This is a genomic window from Arthrobacter sp. N1, assembly GCF_048288285.1.
GTDB lineage: Bacteria > Actinomycetota > Actinomycetes > Actinomycetales > Micrococcaceae > Arthrobacter_D.
On the sequence record NZ_CP102608.1, the window covers coordinates 2,620,434 to 2,640,788 of the forward strand.

Sequence of the window (20,355 nt, forward strand, 5' to 3'; positions counted from 1 at the left end):
GTCCCGCGGCCGCGGCCACCGGGTGCCCGGTCGCCGCGCGCCGGTGAGGAGCGCTCGTCGCGGCCCGCCCGGCTCTCCTAGCTTAGCGGGACAATATCGTGCACACCCATGCGTGCACTGTCCGCCGAGACGTCGTCGGGCTGCTCCTGGCTGAGCCGCTCCGCATCCACCCGCGCGCGGTAGTGCGTGACCTCGCGCTCGGCCTGCTGCTCGCTCCAGCCGAGGATCGGCGCCATGAGTTCGGCCACGACGGGAGCCGCGGACACGCCGCGGTCCCAGGACTCGATGGAGATCCTGGTGCGTCGCGTGAGGACGTCGTCGACGTGCCGGGCACCCTCGTGGGTGACGGCGAAGACGACCTCCGCGCGGAGGTAGTCGTCCGCGCCGGGCAGCGGCCGGCCGAGCGAGGGGTCCTCGCGGATGAGGTCCAGCACCTCCGTGGCCTGCGTGCCGAAGCGCTGCAGGAGGTGTTCGACGCGCGCGACGTGCACGCCGGCGTCGTCGGCCAGCCTGGCCCGCATGTTCCAGGCCGCCCGGTAGCCCTCGGCGCCCAGCAGCGGGACGGTCTCGGTGCAGCTCTCGGGCACCTTCTCGTCGAGAGCGCGGGTCGCCTCGTCCACGGCGTCCTTCGCCATGACCCGGTATGTGGTCCACTTGCCGCCGGCGACGACGACGAGCCCCGGCACGGGGTGCGCGACGACGTGTTCGCGGGACAGTTTCGCGGTGGAATCGTTCTCACCCGCGAGGAGCGGCCGCAGCCCGGCGTACACACCCTCGACGTCCTCGCGCGTCAGGGGCCGCTTGAGGACCTTGTTGACGTGCTCCAGCACGTAGTCGATGTCCTTCGAGGTGGCTGCCGGGTGTGCCTTGTCCAGGTCCCAGTCGGTGTCCGTGGTGCCGATGATCCAGTGGCGTCCCCAGGGGATGACGAAGAGCACGGACTTCTCGGTGCGGAGGATCAGGCCCACCGTGGACTGGAAGCGGTCGCGGGGTACCACGAGGTGGATGCCCTTGGACGCCCTGACCTTCATCTGGCCGCGATCGGTGACCATCGCCTGGGTCTCGTCCGTCCAGACCCCGGTCGCGTTCACGACCTGCTTGGCGCGGATCTCGAACACGTCCCCGCTCTCCTGGTCCTTGACCCGGGCCCCGACCACGCGCTCGCCCTCGCGGAGGAAGTCGACGACGCTGACGCGGTTCGCGGCCCGGGCACCGTAGTGCTGCGCCGTGCGCACCATGTTGACCACGTAGCGGGCGTCGTCGACCTGGGCGTCGTAGTACCTGATGGAGCCCACCATGGCGTCGTCCTTGAGGCTGGGAGCGGCGCGGAGCGTGCCCTTCCGGCTCAGGTGCTTGTGGAAGGGGACACCGCGCGAGTTGCCGCCGGTCATGCTCATGGCGTCGTACAGGGCGATCCCCGCGCCCACGTAGGGTCGCTCGACGAAGCGCTTGGTCAATGGGTAGAGGAACGGGACGGGCTTGACGAGGTGCGGCGCGATGCGCTGGATCAGCAGTCCGCGTTCCTTCAGCGCCTCCTGGACGAGCGCGAAATCGAGCATCTCCAGATAGCGCAGCCCGCCGTGGATCAGCTTCGAGGAGCGCGACGACGTTCCCGACGCCCAGTCGCGGGCCTCGACGATTCCGGTGGAGAGTCCACGCGTGACGGCGTCGAGCGCGGCACCGACGCCCACCACTCCTCCGCCGACGATCAGGAGATCGAGTTCCCTGCCCGGCTCCGTCGTGTCCCTGAGCGCCCTCAGCGCGTCGTCGCGGTCCTGCGGACTGAGTGCACCGGATGCCATGGCCATACCCTTCGTCGGGAGGTTGTGAGCCCCTGGGGAGCTACGGCAACTGTAATCCCATCAGTCGTTGGAGACATAGGGCGAGAGGACCACTTCCACCCGCTGGAACTCCTTCAGGTCCGAATAGCCGGTGGTGGCCATCGCCCGGCGCAGCGCACCGATCAGGTTCGAGGTCCCGTCCGTGTGGTGCGAGGGACCCCACAGCACCTCCTTGAGCGGTCCGACGGTGCCGATGGCGACCCTGTCGCCACGCGGCAGTTCGTGGTGGTGCGCCTCCTGGCCCCAGTGCCAGCCCTGCCCGGGCGCCTCCTCGGCCCGGGCGAGCGCGGACCCGAGCATGACGGCGTCGGCCCCCATGGCGATCGCCTTCACGATGTCGCCGCTGACGCCCATCCCGCCGTCGGCGATGACGTGCACGTACCGACCGCCGGACTCGTCCAGGTAGTCGCGGCGGGCGCCGGCGACGTCGGAGATGGCGGACGCGAGCGGCGAGTGGATCCCGAGCGCGCGGCGCGTGGTGGTGGTGGCACCGCCGCCGAAGCCGACGAGGACGCCCGCGGCGCCGGTCCGCATGAGGTGCAGCGCGGGCGTGTAGCCGGCTGCGCCGCCGACGATCACGGGGACGTCGAGCTCGTAGATGAACTTCTTGAGGTCCAGCGGCTGCTCGTTCTTGGAGACGTGCTCGGCGGACACCGTGGTCCCGCGGATGACGAAGATGTCCACGCCCGCGGCGAGGACGGTCTTGTAGAACTGCTGGGTGCGCTGCGGGGTGAGCGATCCCGCGACCGTCACGCCGGCCTCGCGGATCTCGGCCAGGCGGCTGGTGATGAGCTCGGCGCGGATCGGTGCCTCGTAGAGCTCCTGCATGCGCAGCGTCGCGGCGGGGCTGAAGTCCCCGGCACTCAGCCCGGCGATCTCGTCCAGCACCGGCTGCGGATCCTCGTACCGGGTCCACAGTCCTTCGAGGTTCAGGACACCGAGGCCGCCGAGTCGACCCAGGGCGATGGCCGTGGCCGGGGACATCACCGAGTCCATCGGCGCCGCGATGACGGGCATCTCGAACTGGTAGGCGTCGATCTGCCAGCCGACCGAGACGTCGAGGGGGTCCCGGGTCCGGCGGGAGGGCACCACCGCCACGTCGTCCAGCGAATATGCCCTGCGTCCGCGCTTGCTTCGGCCGATCTCGATCTCGTAAGTCACTGCTCTAGGTTAGCCCAGCACGCGTACCGTCCCGGCGGCGTCGACGCTCCGTGACGCCGCCGGGACGGCCTGACGCCGGTGTCCCGGCGGCGTGACCAGGCGGGTCCGGCCGACCAGGTCGGAGGTCCCGCCCCAGGGCCGGGACCTCCGACCGGACTACTGCCGCCGCACGCGGTCCAGGAACTGCGCGGTCCGGTCCTGGAGTCCGGCGATCTGGCGGCGCACGACGACGGCGGGGTCCGGGTGGATCTCGCTCGCGGGAGGCTGCCGGCGGACGTTCGAGGAACAGACGAAGTCCGCGCAGATCAGGGTCCCGACGCTGTTGCCGTCGCGCCCGGACTGGCCGGCACGGCGGGCGACCCAGAGGAGGACATCCTCCTTCGAGTACACGTCGCGGCACAGCTCGCAGAGCACCGAGCGGTTCTTCCGCGCCCCGCCTTCGGGGGCGCGCAGGAGGATGCCCGTGAGCCCACGGTCGGTCGGCAGCACCAGGTAGCCGCGCAACGGCATCTTCTCGTCACGCCAGCCGAGGACGTCGAGCCCGTCCCAGTCGAGGGTGGCGAGGTTCCTGGGCGGCGTGAGCTTGGCGGCCTCGGACCGCGTGGCGTTGATGAAGGAGGAACGGATGGCGGAGCTGGAGACAGGAAGCATGGATGAACACCTTTGCAGAGGAGGATCGAGGGGATGCGCGCTCTGCCGGCGCCGGGCACGGGGGACCGCGTCGAGGGGTCCCGTGGGAGGAACCGCCGCGAGGCGGGCGGTCCTGCGGTGTCAGCCCTGTGGGCTGTCCGCTGCATGCTGGTGGGCCGGCGACGGCAGGGGCGCACAGCAGCCCCTTCGGGCCACCCCGCTCACCGCGGCGCTCCGGGCCTTCGAGGTCCCCAGCATGCTCAACCGTCCTTGTTCCGCGACCATCGTTCCGTGATCGTCCTGCCCGGCTATCCTCTCAGGAGCCGCGGACGCAGCGCAAAGCCGCCCCGCCGTCGGGATCAGCCCGCCGTCGTCGTCGGCCCTGGACCGCCCATGACCACCACGCCGGCGCAGTCGGCGCGTCGCCCGTCCCGCCCGTCCCCGCCGGCGCAGCCGGTCCGCGCCGCCCGGCGCGGCCCCGACGGTCGGCCGCGTGCCTCGATCCCGCCCCCTGGCCAGGGACCTGCAGGGACCTGCAGGGCCCGTTGCGCCGGGCGGCGTTTCGCCCTCCCCCACCGGACACGCCAGACTGGCCTCATGACATGGACACGCGCCCGGGACTGGCTGATCGGCGCGGCCGGGATGGTGGTGCTCGTCCTCATCGCGGGCAGCGTCCTCTGGTGGATCGTCAGTGAGCCGGCCGACGCCGGATCGGCCGGGCCCGTCCCGTCCGCGCCGTCGTCGTCATCCCCGGACGGCGGTGCCGGCGCCCCTGCGCCGCCCGCGGACCTGTCCGACGACGAGGTGTGGTTCGGGGACCTCCGGCTCGACGCGGGTACCGTGCTCGCCTCGGGCTCGATGCTGACGGACGTGCGCGCCGCCGGCCGTGACGTGGTGACGGGCCCGGACGGCCTGGTCGCCGCGGAGCTCACCGTCGACGCGACCGTCCCCTTCGACGTCGTCGCGGCCGACCTGGGCGGCGGTGCGGAGGTGCGCCCGGCGGAGGACGGTCAGGCTACCGTGGTCCGCACCGTCGAGGCACTCGGCCGCGACCTGCGCGTCACCGCGACCGGCACCGTCGACGTCGAGGACGGCCGCCTCGTCCTCGAGCCACGTTCCATCGACGTCGGGGGGCCGGACTTCCTCTCCGGCGCGATCGCAGCGATCGTCCGCAACTCCGTGTCCCTCGAGCACGAGATCGAGGGACTGCCGGAGGGTCTCGTCCTCGAGGACGTCGTGGTGCGCGACGACGGGTTCCGCGCTGCGCTCATGGGTGAGGACGTCCTCCTCCGGCCGTGACGCGGCGCTGCCCGTTAGTCCTCGGGGAGCTGGCTCTCGAACATCCGGAAGTACCGTCCGCGGAGCGCCACCAGTTCCCGGTGCGTGCCGGATTCGACGACCCGCCCGTCCTCGAGCATGTGCACGATATCTGCCTTCTCGATCGTCGCCAGGCGGTGGCTGATGGCGATGATGGTGCGGCTCCGGTCGGCGAACAGGCGGGTGAAGATGCGGTGCTCGGCGAGGGCGTCGATGGCCGATGTCGGCTCGTCCATGACGACGAACGGCGCGTCGCGGTAGAAGTTGCGGGCCATCGCGAGACGCTGCCACTGGCCGCCCGAGAGACCGCTGCCCTTCCGGCCGCGCGGGTCCTCCATCCAGTTGCTCACGTAGTTCTCGAAGCCGTTGGGCATCTTCTCGATGAACTCCATCGCCTCGGCGTCCCGCGCGGCGCGGCGCACCCGCTCGTCGTCACGCGGGCGGTGCACATCGCCGAAGTAGATGTTGTTCTCGGCGGTGGCGAACTCGTACCGCAGGAAGTCCTGCGACATCACCGCCAGGTGCTGGTGCCAGTCGTCGATCCCGATGTCCCGGAGGTCGCGTCCGTCGAGCAGCACCTCGCCCTTGCTGGGCTGGTAGAGGCCCGCGAGGACACGGATCAGCGTGGACTTCCCCGCCCCGTTCTCCCCCACGATCGCGACGTGCGTCCCACGCTCGAAGGACATCGAGACGCCCCTGAGCACCTCGGCCTCGCCGCCTGCGTAGGTGAAGTGGATGTCCCTGAGCTCGACGGCGGACGGAGCCGCCTCCAGGCGCCCCGTCGCCGAGGTGGACAGCGGGAAGTCCATGAACTGCTCGTAGTCCTTGAGGTTCGCGAGGTCCTCGTCGATGGAGCTCAGCGAAGACACGAGGTTGTTCGCGGTGCTCAGGGCCCGGCTGACGATCTGCTGCACGTAGAGGAACTGGCCCACGGGCTGCGCGCGGGCGATGATCTGCCCCACGATCCACACCAGGGCGAGGAGTTCCGCGCCGTACTGCAGTGCATCGGCGAGGAGCTGCTTGGGGATGTAGCGCTTCTGGAAATCGAGCCGCCGTTTCTCGTCGGCGTCCCGCAGCGTCGAGCGCAGCCCCATCAGGTAGCGGACGATCCCGTACAGGCGCATCTCGGCGATGTGCTGCGGCTTCATGAGGTTGTTCTCGATCATGCGCCGCTGGCGGCGCGAATCCACCTGCGTGTTCCAGTGCGCCATCTGCTCGCGCGAGAGGCGGAACTGCAGGTACACGCTGGGGATGATGGCGACGAGGACGATCAGCGCGATCCACCAGCTCACGAGCAGGAGCGCCCCGATCGCGAGGACCACGGACGCCAGCTGGGTGAAGATGGCCGCGATGCGGTCGAGCACCCGCGCGTAGGAGTCGGAGAAACGGCGCGCCCGGTCGTAGAGGTCCACCGTCTCCTTGTCGTCGTACCGCCAGAACTCGAGGGCGAGGAACCGCTCGTACATGCGGTCACCGACGATCGCACCGACGCGGAAACTGAGGACCTGCTGGATGTAGCGGTCCACGCTCGTGAAGGCACCCCACAGGAGCCCGAGGACGGCGGTGACGATCACGTAGGTGATGGCCGCCCGGCCGGCGTCGGGCTCACCCGCATAGGCGGCCGCGAGGGCCGTCGTCGTGAGTGAGGCGAAGTAGGTGGTCACGAGCGGCAGCACCGCGGAGATCAGGGAGCCGGCGACCTTCATCGCCACGGCGCCCGGCGACGCCTTCGCGCTGACGGCGAGGACCTGCCCCACAGCGCGCGCGTAGGGCCCGAGGCGGAGCTTGCGGCGGGCCGTGGCCTCGGGCTGCGGCAGTCCGCTCATACGGCATCAGCCCCCTCGGTGAGGGGGCTGATGCCGGGGGCTGCGCTACTTGGAACCGTAGTTGGGTGCCTCCACCGTCATCTGGATGTCGTGCGGGTGGGACTCCTTGAGCCCGGCCGCCGTGATGCGGACGAACTTGCCCTTCGCCTTCAGCTCCGGGATGGTGCGCGCACCGGTGTAGAACATGGTCTGGCGGAGGCCGCCGACGAGCTGGTAGGCCACGGACGCCAGCGGACCGCGGTAGGCCACACGCCCCTCGATGCCCTCCGGGATGAGCTTGTCGTCACCCGTGACATCCGCCTGGAAGTAGCGGTCCTTCGAGTAGGACGTGTTCTTGCCGCGCGTCTGCATGGCCCCGAGCGAGCCCATGCCGCGGTAGGTCTTGAACTGCTTGCCGTTGACGAAGATCAGCTCACCCGGTGCCTCGGCGGATCCCGCCAGGAGCGAGCCGAGCATCACGGTGTCCGCGCCGGCCACGATGGCCTTGCCGATGTCTCCCGAGTACTGGAGCCCGCCGTCCGCGATGACCGGGACCCCGGCGGGGATGGCCGCCTTGGCCGACTCGTAGATGGCGGTGACCTGGGGCACACCGACTCCGGCGACCACGCGCGTGGTGCAGATGGAACCCGGGCCCACGCCGACCTTGATGCCGTCCGCCCCCGCGTCGATGAGCGCCTGGGCACCCTCACGCGTGGCCGCCTGGCCGCCGATGATGTCGACGTGCGCCGCCGACGGCTCGGCCTTCAGGCGGGAGATCATCTCGAGCACACCCGCGCTGTGACCGTTGGCGGTATCGACGAACAAGGCGTCGACGCCCGCCTCGACGAGGGTCATGGCCCGCTCCCAGCCGTCGCCGAAGAACCCGATGGCGGCCCCCACCCGGAGGCGTCCGTCGTCGTCCTTCGTGGACAGGGGGTACTGCTCCGCCTTCGTGAAGTCCTTCACGGTGATGAGGCCCCGGAGGATGCCTTGGCCGTCGACCAGCGGGAGCTTCTCGATCTTATTCTTCGCCAGGAGGTTGATCGCGTCGTCACCGCTGATGCCCACGTGCCCGGTGACGAGCGGCATCTTCGTCATGACGTCGTGCACGCGGGTGGTCGGGAAGTCCCGCTCGAGCACGAAGCGCGTGTCCCGGTTGGTGACGATCCCGAGCAGGTGCCCGGCGTCGTCGACGACGGGCAGGCCCGAGACGCGGTAGTGGCCGCAGAGTTCGTCCAGTTCCTGCAGGGTGGCAGCGGGACCGATGGTCAGCGGGTTGGTGATCATGCCGGACTCGCTGCGCTTCACGCGGTCCACCTGGTCCGCCTGGTCCTGGATGGACAGGTTGCGGTGGATGACGCCGAGGCCGCCCTGCCGCGCCATGGCGACGGCCATGCGGGACTCGGTGACGGTGTCCATGGCCGAGGAGAGCAGGGGCGTCCGCACCGTGATGCGCTTCGAGATGCGCGAGGAGGTATCGGCCTCGGAAGGGATGACGTCGGTGTGGCCGGGGAGGAGGAGCACGTCGTCGTACGTCAGGCCGATGAATCCGAAGGGGTCGTGGGTCTGGTTCTGGCCGGACTGCTCGCTCACTGCTGCGCCTCTTTCGGTGTCGCCCGATGGGAGTGGGGTGGGGCCTTCGGCGCTGACGCCGGCGGGCTCTGCCAGTCTAGAACGGTTCATCGGGGTGCCCTATTCCGGTGACAGCGCTCACGTCACCGGCCGGGCGAGCCGCCCGGCCGGACCGGATCCGCCGATGCGGCACCGGACGTCGTACCCTAGAAGGAGTATCCGCCCGGCTCGACCGGGACCACTTCAGGGATCTGCCGGGTTGGCCGGCCTCGACGACACACGTCCGGCGGCCTCTCCCCTGCCCCCGCCACCACTGAGAGAAACCTAATCTGTGAATAAAAGACCTGCCGCACTGACAGCACCACGGGACCTGGCCAAGGGAGCCATGCGCATTGTCGCCCTGGGTGGGATCGGTGAGATCGGTAGAAACATGACCGTGTTCGAGTTCGACGGCAAACTGCTGATCGTCGACTGCGGAGTCCTGTTCCCCGAGGAGCACCAGCCCGGCATCAATGTCATCCTCCCGGACTTCTCCTACATCCGGGACCGGCTCGACGACGTCGTGGCCGTCGTCCTGACGCACGGGCACGAGGACCACATCGGCGGTGTCCCGTATCTCCTCAAGGAGCGCGCGGACATCCCCCTGGTCGGCTCGCGCCTCACGCTGGCCTTCATCGAGGCGAAGCTCAAGGAGCACCGCATCACCCCGAAGACCGTCCAGGTCAAGGAGGGTGACCGCCGGACCATGGGCGGTTTCGACCTCGAGTTCGTCGCGGTCAACCACTCCATCCCCGACAGCCTCGCCGTCGCCATCCGCACCGCCGCCGGCATGGTGCTGCACACGGGTGACTTCAAGATGGACCAGTTCCCGCTCGACCGCCGCATCACGGACCTGGGCGCGTTCGCCCGCCTCGGCGCCGAGGGCGTGGACCTGTTCCTGACGGACTCCACCAACGCGGACGTCCCGGGCTTCACGACGTCGGAGAAGGACCTCGGCCCGGCCATCGACGCCGTGTTCCGCACCGCCCCGCGCCGCATCATCGTCTCGAGCTTCGCGAGCCACATCCACCGCATCCAGCAGATCATCGACACCGCGCACCGCCACCGCCGCAAGGTGGCGTTCGTGGGACGCTCGATGGTCCGCAACATGACCATCGCGGCGGACCTCGGCTACCTCAACATCCCGCAGGGCCTGCTCGTGGACTTCAAGAAGCTCGAGCGCAGCGACGACCACAAGGTGGTGCTGATCTGCACCGGTTCGCAGGGCGAGCCGATGGCCGCGCTGTCCCGCATGGCCAACAAGGACCACGCCATCCGGATCAGCGAGGGTGACACCGTCCTGCTCGCGAGCTCGCTCATCCCGGGCAACGAGAACGCGATCTACGGCATCATCAACGCCCTCACCGAGATCGGCGCCAACGTGGTCCACAAGGGCAACGCCAAGGTGCACGTCTCCGGCCACGCCAGCGCCGGCGAGCTCGCCTACTGCTACAACATCGTCAAGCCGCGCAACGTCATGCCGGTCCACGGCGAGTGGCGCCACCTCCGCGCGAACTCGGAGATCGCCGTCGCGACCGGCGTCGATCCCCGCAACGTGGTCATCGCCCAGGACGGCGTGACCGTCGACCTCGCGCGCGGCCGCGCCACGCTCTCGGGCAAGGTCGACGCCGGCCTCGTGTTCGTCGACGGCGACAGCGTCGGCGGCATCACCGAGGAGGACCTCGTGGAGCGCCGTCGCCTCGCCGAGGAGGGCGTGGTCACGGTCCTCGCCATCATCGACCCGGACAACGGGGAGATGGTCGAGTCGCCCGAGTTCTTCACGAAGGGCTTCTCCTGCTCCGACGAGGACCTCGACAAGGCCGGAGCCGCCGTCGAGAAGGCACTGCGCGACGCCGCGTCCAACCGCCAGGGCGGCCGCCGGCAGGACCCCGAGGACATCATCGAACGGGCCACGGCCAACTGGATGCGCCGGTTCTACAACCGCCAGCCGGTCGTCACGGCGATCGTGGTCGACGCCTGATCCCACGGCTCCGGGCCCGACGCCCGCAGCGCCCGAAGCCCCGGCACTCGAAGGAGTGGCCGGGGCTTCGTCGTCCGTCGTCGGGACGTCGTCGCCCGGATCCCCCTGCGGGCTGTGCGGAGTGGGAGTGTTCGACCCTGCCCCTTGTCGCGGGATCCTGCCTGGGCTCGATGCGCCGGGCAGGGCATCCGGGGTGACCGCGCGGAAGAGGCCACACGCAGCAGCACCCCGGCTCGATGAGCCGGGGTGCTGCTGGACGTGCCGGGAGCGTGTGCCGTTCAGGCAGGCGTCCTAGTGCGAGTGGCCGTGGCCCTCGTCGCCCTCGGACTCCTCGGGCTTCTCGACCACGAGCGTCTCGGTGGTCAGCACCAGCGCCGCGATGGAGGCCGCGTTGCGCAGTGCGGAGCGCGTCACCTTCACGGGATCGATGATGCCCGCGTCCACGAGGTTCTCGTACTCGCCGGTCGCGGCGTTGAAGCCGTGACCCACCTCGAGATCGGAGACCTTGGAGACGACGACGTAGCCCTCGTGTCCGGCGTTCTCCGCGATCCAGCGCAGCGGCTGCGCGAGGGCACGGCGCACGAGGCCGATCGCCGTAGCGGCGTCGCCCTCGAGTGCGAGGACGGCGGGGTCGGTGTCGAGCGCCTTGCCGGCGTGGACCAGTGCGGATCCACCACCGGCGACGATGCCCTCCTCGAGAGCGGCACGCGTGGAGGACACGGCGTCCTCGATGCGGTGCTTCTTCTCCTTGAGCTCCACCTCGGTGGCAGCGCCGACCTTGATCACGCCGATACCGCCGGCGAGCTTGGCGAGGCGCTCCTGGAGCTTCTCGCGGTCCCAGTCGGAATCGGTGCGCTCGACCTCGGCGCGGATCTGCGCCACGCGGTCGGCGACGTCGGACTCGCTGCCGGTGCCGTCCACGATCGTGGTGGCGTCCTTGGTGACGGTGATCCGGCGGGCGGAGCCGAGGACCTCGAGACCCACCTGGTCGAGCTTGAGGCCGAGATCGGGCGAGACGACCTGCGCACCCGTGAGGGTCGCGATGTCCTGCATCATGGCCTTGCGACGGTCACCGAAGCCGGGAGCCTTGACGGCGACGACGTTCAGGGTGCCGCGGATCTTGTTGACCACCAGGGTGGACAGGGCCTCGCCCTCGATGTCCTCGGCGATGATGAACAGCGGCTTGCCGGCCTGCAGGGCCTTCTCCAGCAGCGGCAGGAACTCCTGCAGCGAGGAGATCTTCCCGGAGTTGATGAGGATGAGCGCGTCCTCGAGGACGGCTTCCTGGCGCTCCGCGTCGGTCACGAAGTACGGGGAGAGGTATCCCTTGTCGAACTGCATGCCCTCGGTGAGGACCAGCTCCGTGACGGTCGAGGAGGACTCCTCGATGGTGATGACGCCGTCCTTGCCGACCTTCTCGAAGGCCTCGGCAAGGAGGTCTCCGACCTCGGTGCTCTGGGCGGAGATGGACGCGACATTGGCGGTCTGCTGACCGACGACCTCGCGTGCGTTCTCCAGCAGGCGCTTGGCGACGGCCTCGACCGACACCTCGATGCCGTGCTTGAGCTGTCCGGGAGCCGCGCCGGCGGCCACGTTGCGGAGGCCCTCCTTGACGAGTGCCTGGGCGAGGACGGTCGCGGTGGTGGTGCCGTCACCGGCGACGTCGTTGGTCTTGGTGGCGACCTCCTTGGCCAGCTGCGCGCCGAGGTTCTCGTAGGGGTCGTCGAGTTCGATCTCGCGGGCGATCGTGACGCCGTCGTTCGTGATGGTGGGGGCGCCCCACTTCTTGTCCAGCACGACGTTGCGTCCGCGGGGGCCCAGCGTCACCTTGACGGTGTTCGCGAGCTTGTCCACGCCGGCCTCGAGGGCACGGCGGGCGGCGTCGTTGAATTCCAACTGCTTTGCCATTGTTGATTCCTTTCAGGCTTGTGCAGCGAGAAAAACCCCGGCCACTGCGGGCCGGGGCTTCTCAAGGGGTTACTACTTGACGACGACTGCGAGGACGTCGCGGGCGGAGAGCACGAGGTACTCCTGGCCGCCGTGCTTGACCTCGGTTCCGCCGTACTTCGAGTAGATGACGATGTCGCCCTCGGCGACGTCGACGGGGACGCGGTTGCCGTTGTCGTCGACACGACCCGGTCCGACTGCCACGACCTCGCCCTCCTGGGGCTTCTCCTTGGCCGTGTCCGGGATGACGAGGCCGGAAGCAGTGGTCTGCTCGGCTTCGAGGGGGCGGACAACGATGCGATCCTCAAGGGGCTTAATAGAGACCGACACTCGGGCTCTCCTTTGCGTTCGATACCAATGGATTGGGGCCGTCGGGATGGGCGTGAACCGTCGTCGCGGTGCCGGCGAACGCTTCCCTCGGGATTAGCACCCACAGGGAGTGAGTGCCAACTCTGACTGTATGCAAGGGCTGGCACTCGGTCAAGGCGAGTGCCAAATGTCGACGGTCCGACGACGCGATGGCGCAGGCGGCCGGACCCGGTCCGACGGCTGCGTCGCCTAGGCTGGCACCATGGCTTCGGACAACATCGCGGACATCCTGACCCCCGAGGGCTGGGAGCTGCTGAACTCGCTCGGGCCCTACACCGAGGCCGACAGCCTCCGTCTCACCGAGCAGCTGCGGAAGGCCGGCCACGCTCCCGGCGTGGTCGCCGCCGCCCTGACGCAGTCGCGCCTGCGGGCCAGGGCCTCGGCGAAGTTCGGGCCGTTCGCCGACCACATGGTGTTCACCACCGCCGGGCTCGAGCAGGCCACACGCCTGAGCGTCGCCGCACAACATGCACGGCGCTTCGTCGACGCCGGACTCGTCAAGGTGGCGGACCTCGGCTGCGGGCTGGGGGCCGACAGCATGGCGCTGGCCACCCTCGACCGCGAGGTCACCGCCGTCGAGCTCGATGAGACCACGGCGGCCGCGGCCACCATGAACCTGATGCCGTTCCCCAACGCCCGCGTCGTGAACGCCGACGCCGCCTTCGTCGACACCGCCGGGTACGACGGCGTGTGGCTGGATCCGGCGCGGAGAACGACGACGACGTCGGGCACGTCCCGCCTCTTCGATCCCGAGGCGTTCTCCCCCCCGCTCTCCTTCGTCCAGCAGCTCGCCGACAGCGGCATGCCCGTCGGCGTGAAGATGGGCCCCGGCATGCCGCACGAATCGGTCCCCGGGACGTGCGAGGCGCAATGGGTCTCCGTGGACGGCGATGTCACGGAGGTGGCGCTCTGGTTCAACGCGCTCCGCCGGCCGGGCGTCCGGCGCGCAGCGCTCCTGCTCGGGGCCCGGGGAGCGGCGGAAATGGTGTCGGAGGCATCCTTCGGGGACGGCCCGACGGCGGCGGTCGGGGAACCCGCGGGCTACCTCTACGAGCCCGACGGCGCCGTCATCCGCGCCGAGCTGGTGGCGGACCTCGCACAGCAGCTGGGCGGGCACCTGCTGGACCCGATGATCGCCTACATCTGCGCGCCCATGCTCACGGACACGCCCTTCGCCCGGGCCTACCGCGTCCTCGAGGTCCGCCCCTACAACGTGAAGGCGCTGAAGGCGTGGGTCCGGTCCGAGGGCATCGGCGTGCTGGACATCAAGAAACGGGGGACCTCCGTCACCCCGGAGGAAGTCCGGAAACAGCTCCTGACCGGGTCCGGCAAGGGCCGCAGGAAGGCGACCCTCGTCCTGACGCGGATCGGCGAGGACCGGGTGGTCATCGTCGTCGAGCCGGTCCCCGCCCCCTGACCGAGCCACACATCCGGGACGACCGCAACCCGGCGGCGCCCTTCCCGCGGGCACGCCGGGCTTCCTAGACTCGTGGGGAACCAGGACGGGCGGCGGAGGGACGGAGCACAGGCATGACGGACAGTGCCAGCAGCACGGACGACCGGCCGACACGGCACGGGGTCCTCTTCGACGTGGACGGAACGCTCGTCGACTCCAACTACCAGCACACGATGGCGTGGTGGCAGGCCTTCCGCCGCTTCGGCCACGACCTGCCGATGGCGGAGATCCACCGTGCGATCGGCATGGGCGGGGACAAGCTCGTGGCCCACCTGCTGGGCGACGATCGCGACACCGAGCAGGACGGCGAGCTCGATGCCACGCGCTCCGCGGTGTTCTCGACCTTCTGGCCCGGGCTCCGGAGCTTCGAGGGCGCGGGCGAGCTGCTGCGGCGCTGCGCCGACGAGGGCCTCACCGTGGTCCTCGCCTCCTCCGCCTCGCACCAGGAGCTGGCCGTCTCGCGCGGGATCATCGGCGCGGACGAGGCCATCAGCGCCGCGACGAGTTCGGGAGACGCCGAGAACAGCAAACCCGATCCGGACATCCTCCAGGCAGCGCTGACGGCGGGCGGACTGGACGCCGCGAACACGGTGTTCGTCGGGGATTCCGTCTGGGACGTGCTGGCGGCCTCGGAACTGGGCATCCCGACCGTCGGGCTCGCCTCCGGCGGCACGAGCGCGGCCGAGCTCCGCGAGGCAGGGGCCGTCGAGGTGCACAAGGACATCCGGGCGCTCCTGACCGCGTTCGACGACGGTGCGCTGCACCGGCTCGCAGCGGCCGGCGCGAAGCCGTGAGCGCGCCTAGTCCTCGCTGTCGAGCAGTCGCCGCCGAGCACTGAGCAGCTCGATCTCCGGACGGGACGCGACGTGCCGCTCCACGCGGTCCAGCACGTCCACCACATGCTGCCGGTCGCCGCTGACCAGTCCGACGCCCACGATCACCCGCCGGTGCAGGTCCTGGTGGCCCACCTCGGCGGCGGACACCTCGAAGGAGCGCCGGAGGTCCGCGACGATCGGCCGCACCACGGACCGCTTGCCCTTGAGGGAATGCACGTCACCCAGCAGGATGTCGAACTCGATGGACCCGATCCACATGCTGATGCTCCTGACCTGCGGCTACTAGGCGGAATCGCGCCAGACGACGGCGGTGTCCAGGACCTGCACCGCACTGGGCAGGCCCCGGATCTGCGCGAGGACGAGCTCGGCCGCGGTGCTGCCCAGCAGGTCAGCGGGCTGCCGGACCGTCGAGAGCTGCGGGCGGGTCCGCAGCGCCCAACTGCTGTCGTCGAACCCCACGATCCCGACGTCGTCGGGCACCTTCCGCCCCGACTCCTGCAGCGCCGTCATGGCCCCCGCGGCAACGGCATCGGACGCGGCGAACACGCCGTCGATCTCCGGGCACCGGCGCAGCAGTTCCTGCATCCCCTGAAGCCCCGCGGCGTAGGTGTAGAGCGGGTACTCCACCACGAGCGACGGATCGAAGCGCGAACCCATCGCCTCGCGGAAGCCGGCGAAGCGGTCCTGTCCGGAATCGCGGTCCATCGCACTGGCGATCATCCCGATGCGCCTGCGGCCCGTCGCCACGAGCCGCTCGGTGATGGACCGCGCGGCCGCGGAGTTGTCGATGGCGACGTAGGGGAGGTCCGGGGTCCCGGGTGGGTGGCCGACGAACGCAGCCGGTACCCCGATGTCGCGGACGGCGGACGCGATGGGATCCGAGGCGCGCGCGGACACGATGACGGCGCCGTCCACGAGCCCGCCCCGCAGGTAGTCGGCCACGCGGCGGCTGTCGCGGTCGGAGTCGATGATGAGTGAGACCAGCTGGTAGTCCGCCCTCGAGAGCACCTCGTTGGCCCCGAGCAGGATCGAGCCGATGTTGGGATCCTCGAACAAGAGCGAGTGGGGTTCGTGGATGATCAGCGCGATGGCGCGGGACTCCTGCGTGACGAGATTCCGGGCGGCCGAGTTGCGCACGTAGCCGACGCTCGCGATCGCCTCCTCGACGGCGATCCGCGCCTCGTCGGACACATAACGCTCGCCGTTGACGACGCGGGAGACGGTCCCTCTGGAGAGCCCGGCCGCGGTCGCGACATCGTTGATGGTCGCCCGGCGGTTCCGGGTGCGGGGCGGGGGCATACGTGTACTTTAGCCGAGCCCCCGGGGCCGCCGGCGTGGAACAGGCGTAGGGTGGGGAGCAGTTGTCTAGAAGAAGGCGGCTGACCTCGGTTCTTCTCGTTGGTCGCCGATCCTCGGATCGCGTGCCGGTCAGTAGAGCACCATCCCCGATCGGGGGCGTGCACCATGAACGACCAGGAAGCCCTTCTTCCACAGCCACCCGCAGGCTGCCGTTCCAGCCGTCCTGCGGATCCGTCCGTTCGCCGTCCAGGCGTGAGCCGCACGGCCCTGCCGTGCCCGCCCGGCATCGTCGACCCAGTGCTCCGCACCCGGATCAGCACCCCCTCATGACGCGGTGGACGCCCATCGTGGCACTCCTCCCGCACCTCCCGCTCCGGGCACTGCACGTCACTCCCCCCTGCCTCGGCCCCTGCGAGCGATTCCACCCCCGCCGGCCCATCCCTTCCCGGCACCTGTACGCCATACTGCAAAGGACCACCCCATGACGCAGCACATCCCCACCTTCCTGCAGGACTGCACCGCCGTCACCGCCGACGGTTCCCTCGTCCCCGCCGATGAGCTCGAGGGACTGTACCTGTACTGGTGCTCGACCCGCACCGACACTCCCCTGACGACCGAGGACCTCATCACGGCCCTCGTCGCGCAGGAGGGCGTGGAACGCCTGCGGCACAACGGTGTGGACTGCGTCGAAGGACTCGTCCTCACGGGTGCTGTGATGGCAGAATTCATCCTCACCTGCCATTTCACGGGTGCGTGGGGCCAGCCCGATCTGTGGGACCTCAGCGCGGCACGGGACGTCGCGACCGCCTCGTAGGACGTTCGAAGGAGACACCGTGGCCCGACGGACCGCCGGCCAGCGCAGCACCCCCGCGCTGGCCGCCCTCTCCGACGCCGGGATCGCCTTCACCGCTCATCCCTACCATCACGACGACGGCGTCTCGTCCTACGGCCTCGAAGCCGCCGAAGCGCTCGGCGTCGAGCCGTCCCGGGTCTTCAAGACCCTCATGGCCAGTGTGGACGGGGTGCTCGCCGTCGCCGTCGTCCCGGTCAGCGGCTCCCTGCACCTGAAGGCACTCGCAGCGGCCCTCGGTCGGCGCAGGGCCGTGATGGCGGACCCGGCCGACGCGCAGCGGCGCTCCGGCTACGTCCTCGGGGGGATCTCGCCGGTCGGGCAGCGGCTTCCCTCGCCCGTGGTGATCGATGTGACGGCACTGCAGCACTCCACCGTCTTCGTCTCGGGAGGGCAGCGGGGGCTCGACGTCGAGCTCTCCCCCGCGGACCTCATCGCGGTGACCGGAGCGCTGACGGCCCCGATCGCCGACCCCTGAGGCACGGCCTCCACACCCGAGCCGACTGATCCGGCGCCTGCCACGGCCGCCCGCGCCGAGCCCGCTGCCGGCCCGCCGTCGGCCGCTACGGTGGAGGCGTGACCACGATCAGCGAGAGCATCCCCCCGACCGCCGAAGCCCTCACGCTCTACGCCGCGGTCGGCTGGACCGCGTACACCCGTGATCCAGCCCGGCTCGAACGCAGCCTCGCCGGGTCGCACCTGGTGCTCACGGCCCGGGACGACGCCGGCACGCTGCTCGGTCTCGCCCGGACCGTCTCGGACGGCAAATCCATCTGCTATCTGCAGGACATCCTCGTCGCGCCCGCCGCGCGGCGGAGCGGGATCGGGAGGGCACTGCTGCAGGACATCAGGGACCGCTACCGGCAGTGCATGTTCCTCGCGCTCACCACCGATGCCGAGGGCACCCCGGACGCCACCGGCTCACACCCCTTCTACGCCTCGATGGGTTTCCGCCGACACGCGGATCTCGGTCTCGCCGCCTTCGGTCTCCGGCCGTGAACCATCCGCCGTCGGAGCTACCGGCGTGGCCGGCTACAGCGCCGTCCGCCGGACAGGTGATGCTCCGGCGGTTCGAGGACCGGGACGTACCGATGGTGCAGGAGCTCTCGACCGATCCCTATGTACCCCTGATCGGGACCCTCCCGCCGTCGTGTGACCGCGCCGGTGCCCTGGCCTACATCGCGCGCCAGCGGCAACGGCACGTCGAGGGTGCCGGGTTCTCCTTCGCCGTCGCAGAGGCAGGCAGCGGCCAGGCACTCGGCATGATCGGGCTGTGGCTGCGTGACCGCGCCCTCGGTCGCGCACAGGTGGGGTACGCCGTCATGCCCCGGGCCCGCGGCCGGGGCGTCGCCACCGACGCCCTGCGCGCCCTCGTCCCGTTCGCCTGGACCCTCCCGGAGCTGCACCGCCTGGAACTGCACGTCGAGCCGTGGAACACCGCCTCGGCGAGCGCCGCCACGTCGGCGGGATTCGCGGTCGAGGGGCTGCTGCGAGGCTACCTCGAGATCGGCGGCCGACGACGGGACCTCATGTCCTACGCCAGGATCCGCGACGTCCCGTCGGGCACGGAGGCGCCGCATCTCGCGTCCCTGGGCGGGGCGTGAACGCCGCTCCCCCGGAACGCGTATACCCCTCACGAGTCGCCGAACCCCGGGGACCGGCGCTTCCCGAGGAGAACACGATGAAGAAGAAGACCACACTGGGTGTCCTTGCCCTCGCCACGATCGCTGCGGTGGGCCTGGTCCCGGCCGTCGCCAGCGCAACGGGCGGATCCTCCCAGGCCGGCAGTGCGTCCGCGCAGCACTCGAACGGCGGCGGGAACGGAGCCGGCAAGCTGCGTGTCGTGGGCCTGGCCGACGGCGGGACCGCACTGGTGCACTTCGAGACCGCGAAGCCCGGTAAGGTGCGCGGCGAGGTCGGCGTGACCGGTCTGACCGGAGGTGACACGCGCCTGATCGGCATCGACTACCGCGTGCAGGACGGCCACCTCTACGGCGTGGGCAACAACGCCGCCGGCGCCGGCGTGTACCGGATCGATGCGGGGACAGGCCTGGCGACCCTGGTCACCCGGCTCACCGTCGCCCTGAGCGGCTCGACGTTCGGCGTCGACTTCAACCCCGCCGCGAACGCGCTCAGGATCACCAGCGACAGCGGCCAGAACCTGCGCCAGCCCTTCGCCACCGCAGGTGCGCCGACCGTCGTGGACGGCGCGCTGAGCTATGCGGCGCCGGCGATCGCCGCCGGGATCAACGGCGCCGCCTACACCAACAACGACCTCGATCCGAACACCGCGACCACGCTGTTCGACCTGGACACCGCCCTGAACCAGATCGCCGTGCAGTCTCCCGCCAATGCCGGATCGCTGGCCCCGACAGGGATGCTCGGTGTCGATGCCGGTGGCGATACCGGCTTCGACATCTACTCCACGCTCCGGGACGGCACCACCGTCGGAGTCACGGGCTTCGCCGCCGTGAACGGCTCCCTCTACGAGATCGCCCTGCTCAGCGGCACGGCGACCTCCCGCGGCACGATCGGAGCAGCGGTGACCGATATCGCCCTGCCCCTGGACCAGCGCTGACGCGCGGCCCCGTCCTGGACCGGGCGCGGCCGTCGCGTCCTCGTCCGGGGTGGGGCCGCCCGTCCTCCGAGCCCCGATTCCGGCAGCGGAGCGGGCCCCGGGCAGGACGGGCGCCCCGGCCTGAGGCCCTCATCCTGCTCGCTTCCGCTCAGTGCGATGCTCTCCAGGCGAGGACCGATGCTCCTGCCGTCACTGCCGGTCCGGCCGGCACCATCCTCATCATCGTGTTGCGGATGGCGACACGAATCCTGCCCTCGACGTCGGCTCCGATCCGCCCGGCACCCCGTGACCGCCGGACCATCTTCTGCGTACGCGGGCGGCGGGCTGCGTCGAACCTGCCTAGTGCGACCTCCAGGGACTCTCCCTCCCTGACCGGTCGGCCGACCAGGAGACCGATGCACGCGCCGTCCTCCAGGGAGGAATGCGCTCCCTGCCCCATCGTGGGGAGCATGGCATGCGCCGCGTCGCCGACGAGCGCCCCTCGTCCATGGACGTAGGTCCCGAGGTGGGGTGCCAGGTCATGGACGTCATGGCGCATGACCTGATCGGCCGGCGTCCGATCGATCAGAGGCCGGACAGGGTCGGCCCACCCCGTGAAATGCCGTGCGTCCTGTCTGCGTCCTGTCTGCGTCCTGTCTGCGTCCTGTCTGCGTCCTGTCTGCGTCCTGTCTGCG

19 protein-coding genes are annotated in these 20,355 nt (G+C 70.3%); 9 read left to right on the forward strand and 10 right to left on the reverse strand.

The window, feature by feature from the left end; genetic code table 11:
• Positions 1-77: 77 nt before the first annotated feature.
• The 3 genes from NVV32_RS12115 to NVV32_RS12125 all read right to left on the reverse strand — a co-directional run bounded on the left by NVV32_RS12115 (position 78) and on the right by NVV32_RS12125 (position 3,653).
• Positions 78-1,802, reverse strand: coding sequence for a glycerol-3-phosphate dehydrogenase/oxidase (locus NVV32_RS12115; RefSeq protein ID WP_422390322.1), 1,725 nt, complete (start codon positions 1,800-1,802; stop codon positions 78-80).
• Positions 1,803-1,862: 60 nt separating this feature from the next.
• A complete protein-coding gene (locus tag NVV32_RS12120; RefSeq protein ID WP_055768435.1) occupies positions 1,863-3,002 on the reverse strand; it encodes a GuaB3 family IMP dehydrogenase-related protein in 1,140 nt (379 codons plus the stop codon).
• Between the two features lie 156 nt (positions 3,003-3,158).
• Positions 3,159-3,653 (reverse strand): FBP domain-containing protein, encoded by a 495-nt coding sequence (locus tag NVV32_RS12125; protein ID WP_055768431.1) that lies wholly within the window; start codon positions 3,651-3,653, stop codon positions 3,159-3,161.
• A 576-nt stretch (positions 3,654-4,229) separates the two neighbouring features.
• Between NVV32_RS12125 and NVV32_RS12130 the strand changes: the two genes are divergently transcribed.
• Positions 4,230-4,931, forward strand: coding sequence for an LmeA family phospholipid-binding protein (locus tag NVV32_RS12130; RefSeq protein ID WP_055768428.1), 702 nt, complete (start codon positions 4,230-4,232; stop codon positions 4,929-4,931).
• Between the two features lie 14 nt (positions 4,932-4,945).
• Here NVV32_RS12130 and NVV32_RS12135 read toward each other — a convergent pair whose 3' ends face one another.
• Positions 4,946-6,775, reverse strand: coding sequence for an ABC transporter ATP-binding protein (locus NVV32_RS12135; protein WP_055768425.1), 1,830 nt, complete (start codon positions 6,773-6,775; stop codon positions 4,946-4,948).
• Between the two features lie 45 nt (positions 6,776-6,820).
• A complete protein-coding gene (gene guaB / locus NVV32_RS12140; protein ID WP_422390323.1) occupies positions 6,821-8,437 on the reverse strand; it encodes an IMP dehydrogenase in 1,617 nt (538 codons plus the stop codon).
• A 274-nt stretch (positions 8,438-8,711) separates the two neighbouring features.
• Between guaB and NVV32_RS12145 the strand changes: the two genes are divergently transcribed.
• Entirely contained in the window at positions 8,712-10,346 is a 1,635-nt protein-coding gene (locus NVV32_RS12145; RefSeq protein ID WP_055768417.1) for a ribonuclease J, read from the forward strand.
• A gap of 291 nt (positions 10,347-10,637) precedes the next feature.
• Here the strand turns inward: NVV32_RS12145 and groL are convergent, their stop codons facing one another.
• Together groL and groES are read right to left on the reverse strand one after the other, a co-directional pair.
• A complete protein-coding gene (groL, locus tag NVV32_RS12150) occupies positions 10,638-12,254 on the reverse strand; it encodes a chaperonin GroEL (RefSeq protein ID WP_055768414.1) in 1,617 nt (538 codons plus the stop codon).
• 72 nt (positions 12,255-12,326) lie between these two features.
• Positions 12,327-12,623 carry a co-chaperone GroES gene (groES, locus tag NVV32_RS12155; RefSeq protein ID WP_055768411.1) on the reverse strand — a complete coding sequence of 99 codons (297 nt, stop codon included), beginning with the start codon at positions 12,621-12,623 and terminating at the stop codon, positions 12,327-12,329.
• A gap of 241 nt (positions 12,624-12,864) precedes the next feature.
• Here groES and NVV32_RS12160 point away from each other — a divergent pair, with 241 nt between their 5' ends.
• Together NVV32_RS12160 and NVV32_RS12165 are read left to right on the forward strand one after the other, a co-directional pair.
• Positions 12,865-14,079 carry a THUMP-like domain-containing protein gene (locus NVV32_RS12160; RefSeq protein ID WP_422390324.1) on the forward strand — a complete coding sequence of 405 codons (1,215 nt, stop codon included), beginning with the start codon at positions 12,865-12,867 and terminating at the stop codon, positions 14,077-14,079.
• 113 nt (positions 14,080-14,192) lie between these two features.
• On the forward strand, positions 14,193-14,912 hold the full coding sequence (locus NVV32_RS12165; RefSeq protein ID WP_422390325.1) for an HAD family hydrolase: 720 nt from the start codon (positions 14,193-14,195) through the stop codon (positions 14,910-14,912).
• Between the two features lie 6 nt (positions 14,913-14,918).
• On the opposite strand, the gene NVV32_RS12170 is transcribed toward NVV32_RS12165, so the two are convergent.
• Both NVV32_RS12170 and NVV32_RS12175 read right to left on the reverse strand, forming a co-directional pair.
• Positions 14,919-15,212, reverse strand: a complete 294-nt coding sequence (locus NVV32_RS12170) for a DUF503 domain-containing protein (protein ID WP_422390326.1) — start codon at positions 15,210-15,212, stop codon at positions 14,919-14,921.
• A 24-nt stretch (positions 15,213-15,236) separates the two neighbouring features.
• Positions 15,237-16,253, reverse strand: a complete 1,017-nt coding sequence (locus tag NVV32_RS12175; protein ID WP_422390327.1) for a LacI family DNA-binding transcriptional regulator — start codon at positions 16,251-16,253, stop codon at positions 15,237-15,239.
• A gap of 481 nt (positions 16,254-16,734) precedes the next feature.
• On the opposite strand from NVV32_RS12175, the gene NVV32_RS12180 reads away from it, so the two are divergent.
• The 5 genes from NVV32_RS12180 to NVV32_RS12200 all read left to right on the forward strand — a co-directional run bounded on the left by NVV32_RS12180 (position 16,735) and on the right by NVV32_RS12200 (position 19,681).
• The gene (locus NVV32_RS12180; RefSeq protein ID WP_422390328.1) at positions 16,735-17,067 is read left to right on the forward strand and encodes a hypothetical protein; all 333 of its coding nucleotides are present in this window, start codon (positions 16,735-16,737) and stop codon (positions 17,065-17,067) included.
• A gap of 19 nt (positions 17,068-17,086) precedes the next feature.
• A complete protein-coding gene (gene ybaK / locus NVV32_RS12185) occupies positions 17,087-17,581 on the forward strand; it encodes a Cys-tRNA(Pro) deacylase (RefSeq protein WP_055768392.1) in 495 nt (164 codons plus the stop codon).
• Positions 17,582-17,679: 98 nt separating this feature from the next.
• The gene (locus tag NVV32_RS12190) at positions 17,680-18,102 is read left to right on the forward strand and encodes a GNAT family N-acetyltransferase (protein WP_422390329.1); all 423 of its coding nucleotides are present in this window, start codon (positions 17,680-17,682) and stop codon (positions 18,100-18,102) included.
• Positions 18,099-18,707, forward strand: coding sequence for a GNAT family N-acetyltransferase (locus NVV32_RS12195; RefSeq protein ID WP_422390330.1), 609 nt, complete (start codon positions 18,099-18,101; stop codon positions 18,705-18,707). Before NVV32_RS12190 ends, NVV32_RS12195 begins: the two co-directional genes overlap by 4 nt.
• A gap of 77 nt (positions 18,708-18,784) precedes the next feature.
• On the forward strand, positions 18,785-19,681 hold the full coding sequence (locus NVV32_RS12200; RefSeq protein WP_422390331.1) for a DUF4394 domain-containing protein: 897 nt from the start codon (positions 18,785-18,787) through the stop codon (positions 19,679-19,681).
• Positions 19,682-19,829: 148 nt separating this feature from the next.
• Here the strand turns inward: NVV32_RS12200 and NVV32_RS12205 are convergent, their stop codons facing one another.
• Complete coding sequence (locus tag NVV32_RS12205) at positions 19,830-20,219, reverse strand: FAD-dependent monooxygenase (protein WP_422390332.1); 390 nt, start codon at positions 20,217-20,219, stop codon at positions 19,830-19,832.
• Positions 20,220-20,355 lie beyond the last annotated feature (136 nt).

What these genes read in the sequence shown, in the direction of transcription:
- NVV32_RS12125 (WP_055768431.1), bottom strand. Translation starts at nt 3,653, where the DNA reads ATGCTTCCTGTCTCCAGCTCCGCCATCCGTTCCTCCTTCATCAACGCC.
- NVV32_RS12130 (WP_055768428.1), top strand. Translation starts at nt 4,230, where the DNA reads ATGACATGGACACGCGCCCGGGACTGGCTGATCGGCGCGGCCGGGATG.
- NVV32_RS12165 (WP_422390325.1), top strand. Translation starts at nt 14,193, where the DNA reads ATGACGGACAGTGCCAGCAGCACGGACGACCGGCCGACACGGCACGGG.
- NVV32_RS12180 (WP_422390328.1), top strand. Translation starts at nt 16,735, where the DNA reads ATGACGCAGCACATCCCCACCTTCCTGCAGGACTGCACCGCCGTCACC.
- NVV32_RS12160 (WP_422390324.1), top strand. Translation starts at nt 12,865, where the DNA reads ATGGCTTCGGACAACATCGCGGACATCCTGACCCCCGAGGGCTGGGAG.
- guaB (WP_422390323.1), bottom strand. Translation starts at nt 8,437, where the DNA reads ATGAACCGTTCTAGACTGGCAGAGCCCGCCGGCGTCAGCGCCGAAGGC.
- NVV32_RS12170 (WP_422390326.1), bottom strand. Translation starts at nt 15,212, where the DNA reads ATGTGGATCGGGTCCATCGAGTTCGACATCCTGCTGGGTGACGTGCAT.
- NVV32_RS12135 (WP_055768425.1), bottom strand. Translation starts at nt 6,775, where the DNA reads ATGAGCGGACTGCCGCAGCCCGAGGCCACGGCCCGCCGCAAGCTCCGC.
- NVV32_RS12145 (WP_055768417.1), top strand. Translation starts at nt 8,712, where the DNA reads ATGCGCATTGTCGCCCTGGGTGGGATCGGTGAGATCGGTAGAAACATG.
- NVV32_RS12115 (WP_422390322.1), bottom strand. Translation starts at nt 1,802, where the DNA reads ATGGCATCCGGTGCACTCAGTCCGCAGGACCGCGACGACGCGCTGAGG.
- groL (WP_055768414.1), bottom strand. Translation starts at nt 12,254, where the DNA reads ATGGCAAAGCAGTTGGAATTCAACGACGCCGCCCGCCGTGCCCTCGAG.
- NVV32_RS12175 (WP_422390327.1), bottom strand. Translation starts at nt 16,253, where the DNA reads ATGCCCCCGCCCCGCACCCGGAACCGCCGGGCGACCATCAACGATGTC.
- NVV32_RS12200 (WP_422390331.1), top strand. Translation starts at nt 18,785, where the DNA reads ATGAAGAAGAAGACCACACTGGGTGTCCTTGCCCTCGCCACGATCGCT.
- NVV32_RS12205 (WP_422390332.1), bottom strand. Translation starts at nt 20,219, where the DNA reads ATGCGCCATGACGTCCATGACCTGGCACCCCACCTCGGGACCTACGTC.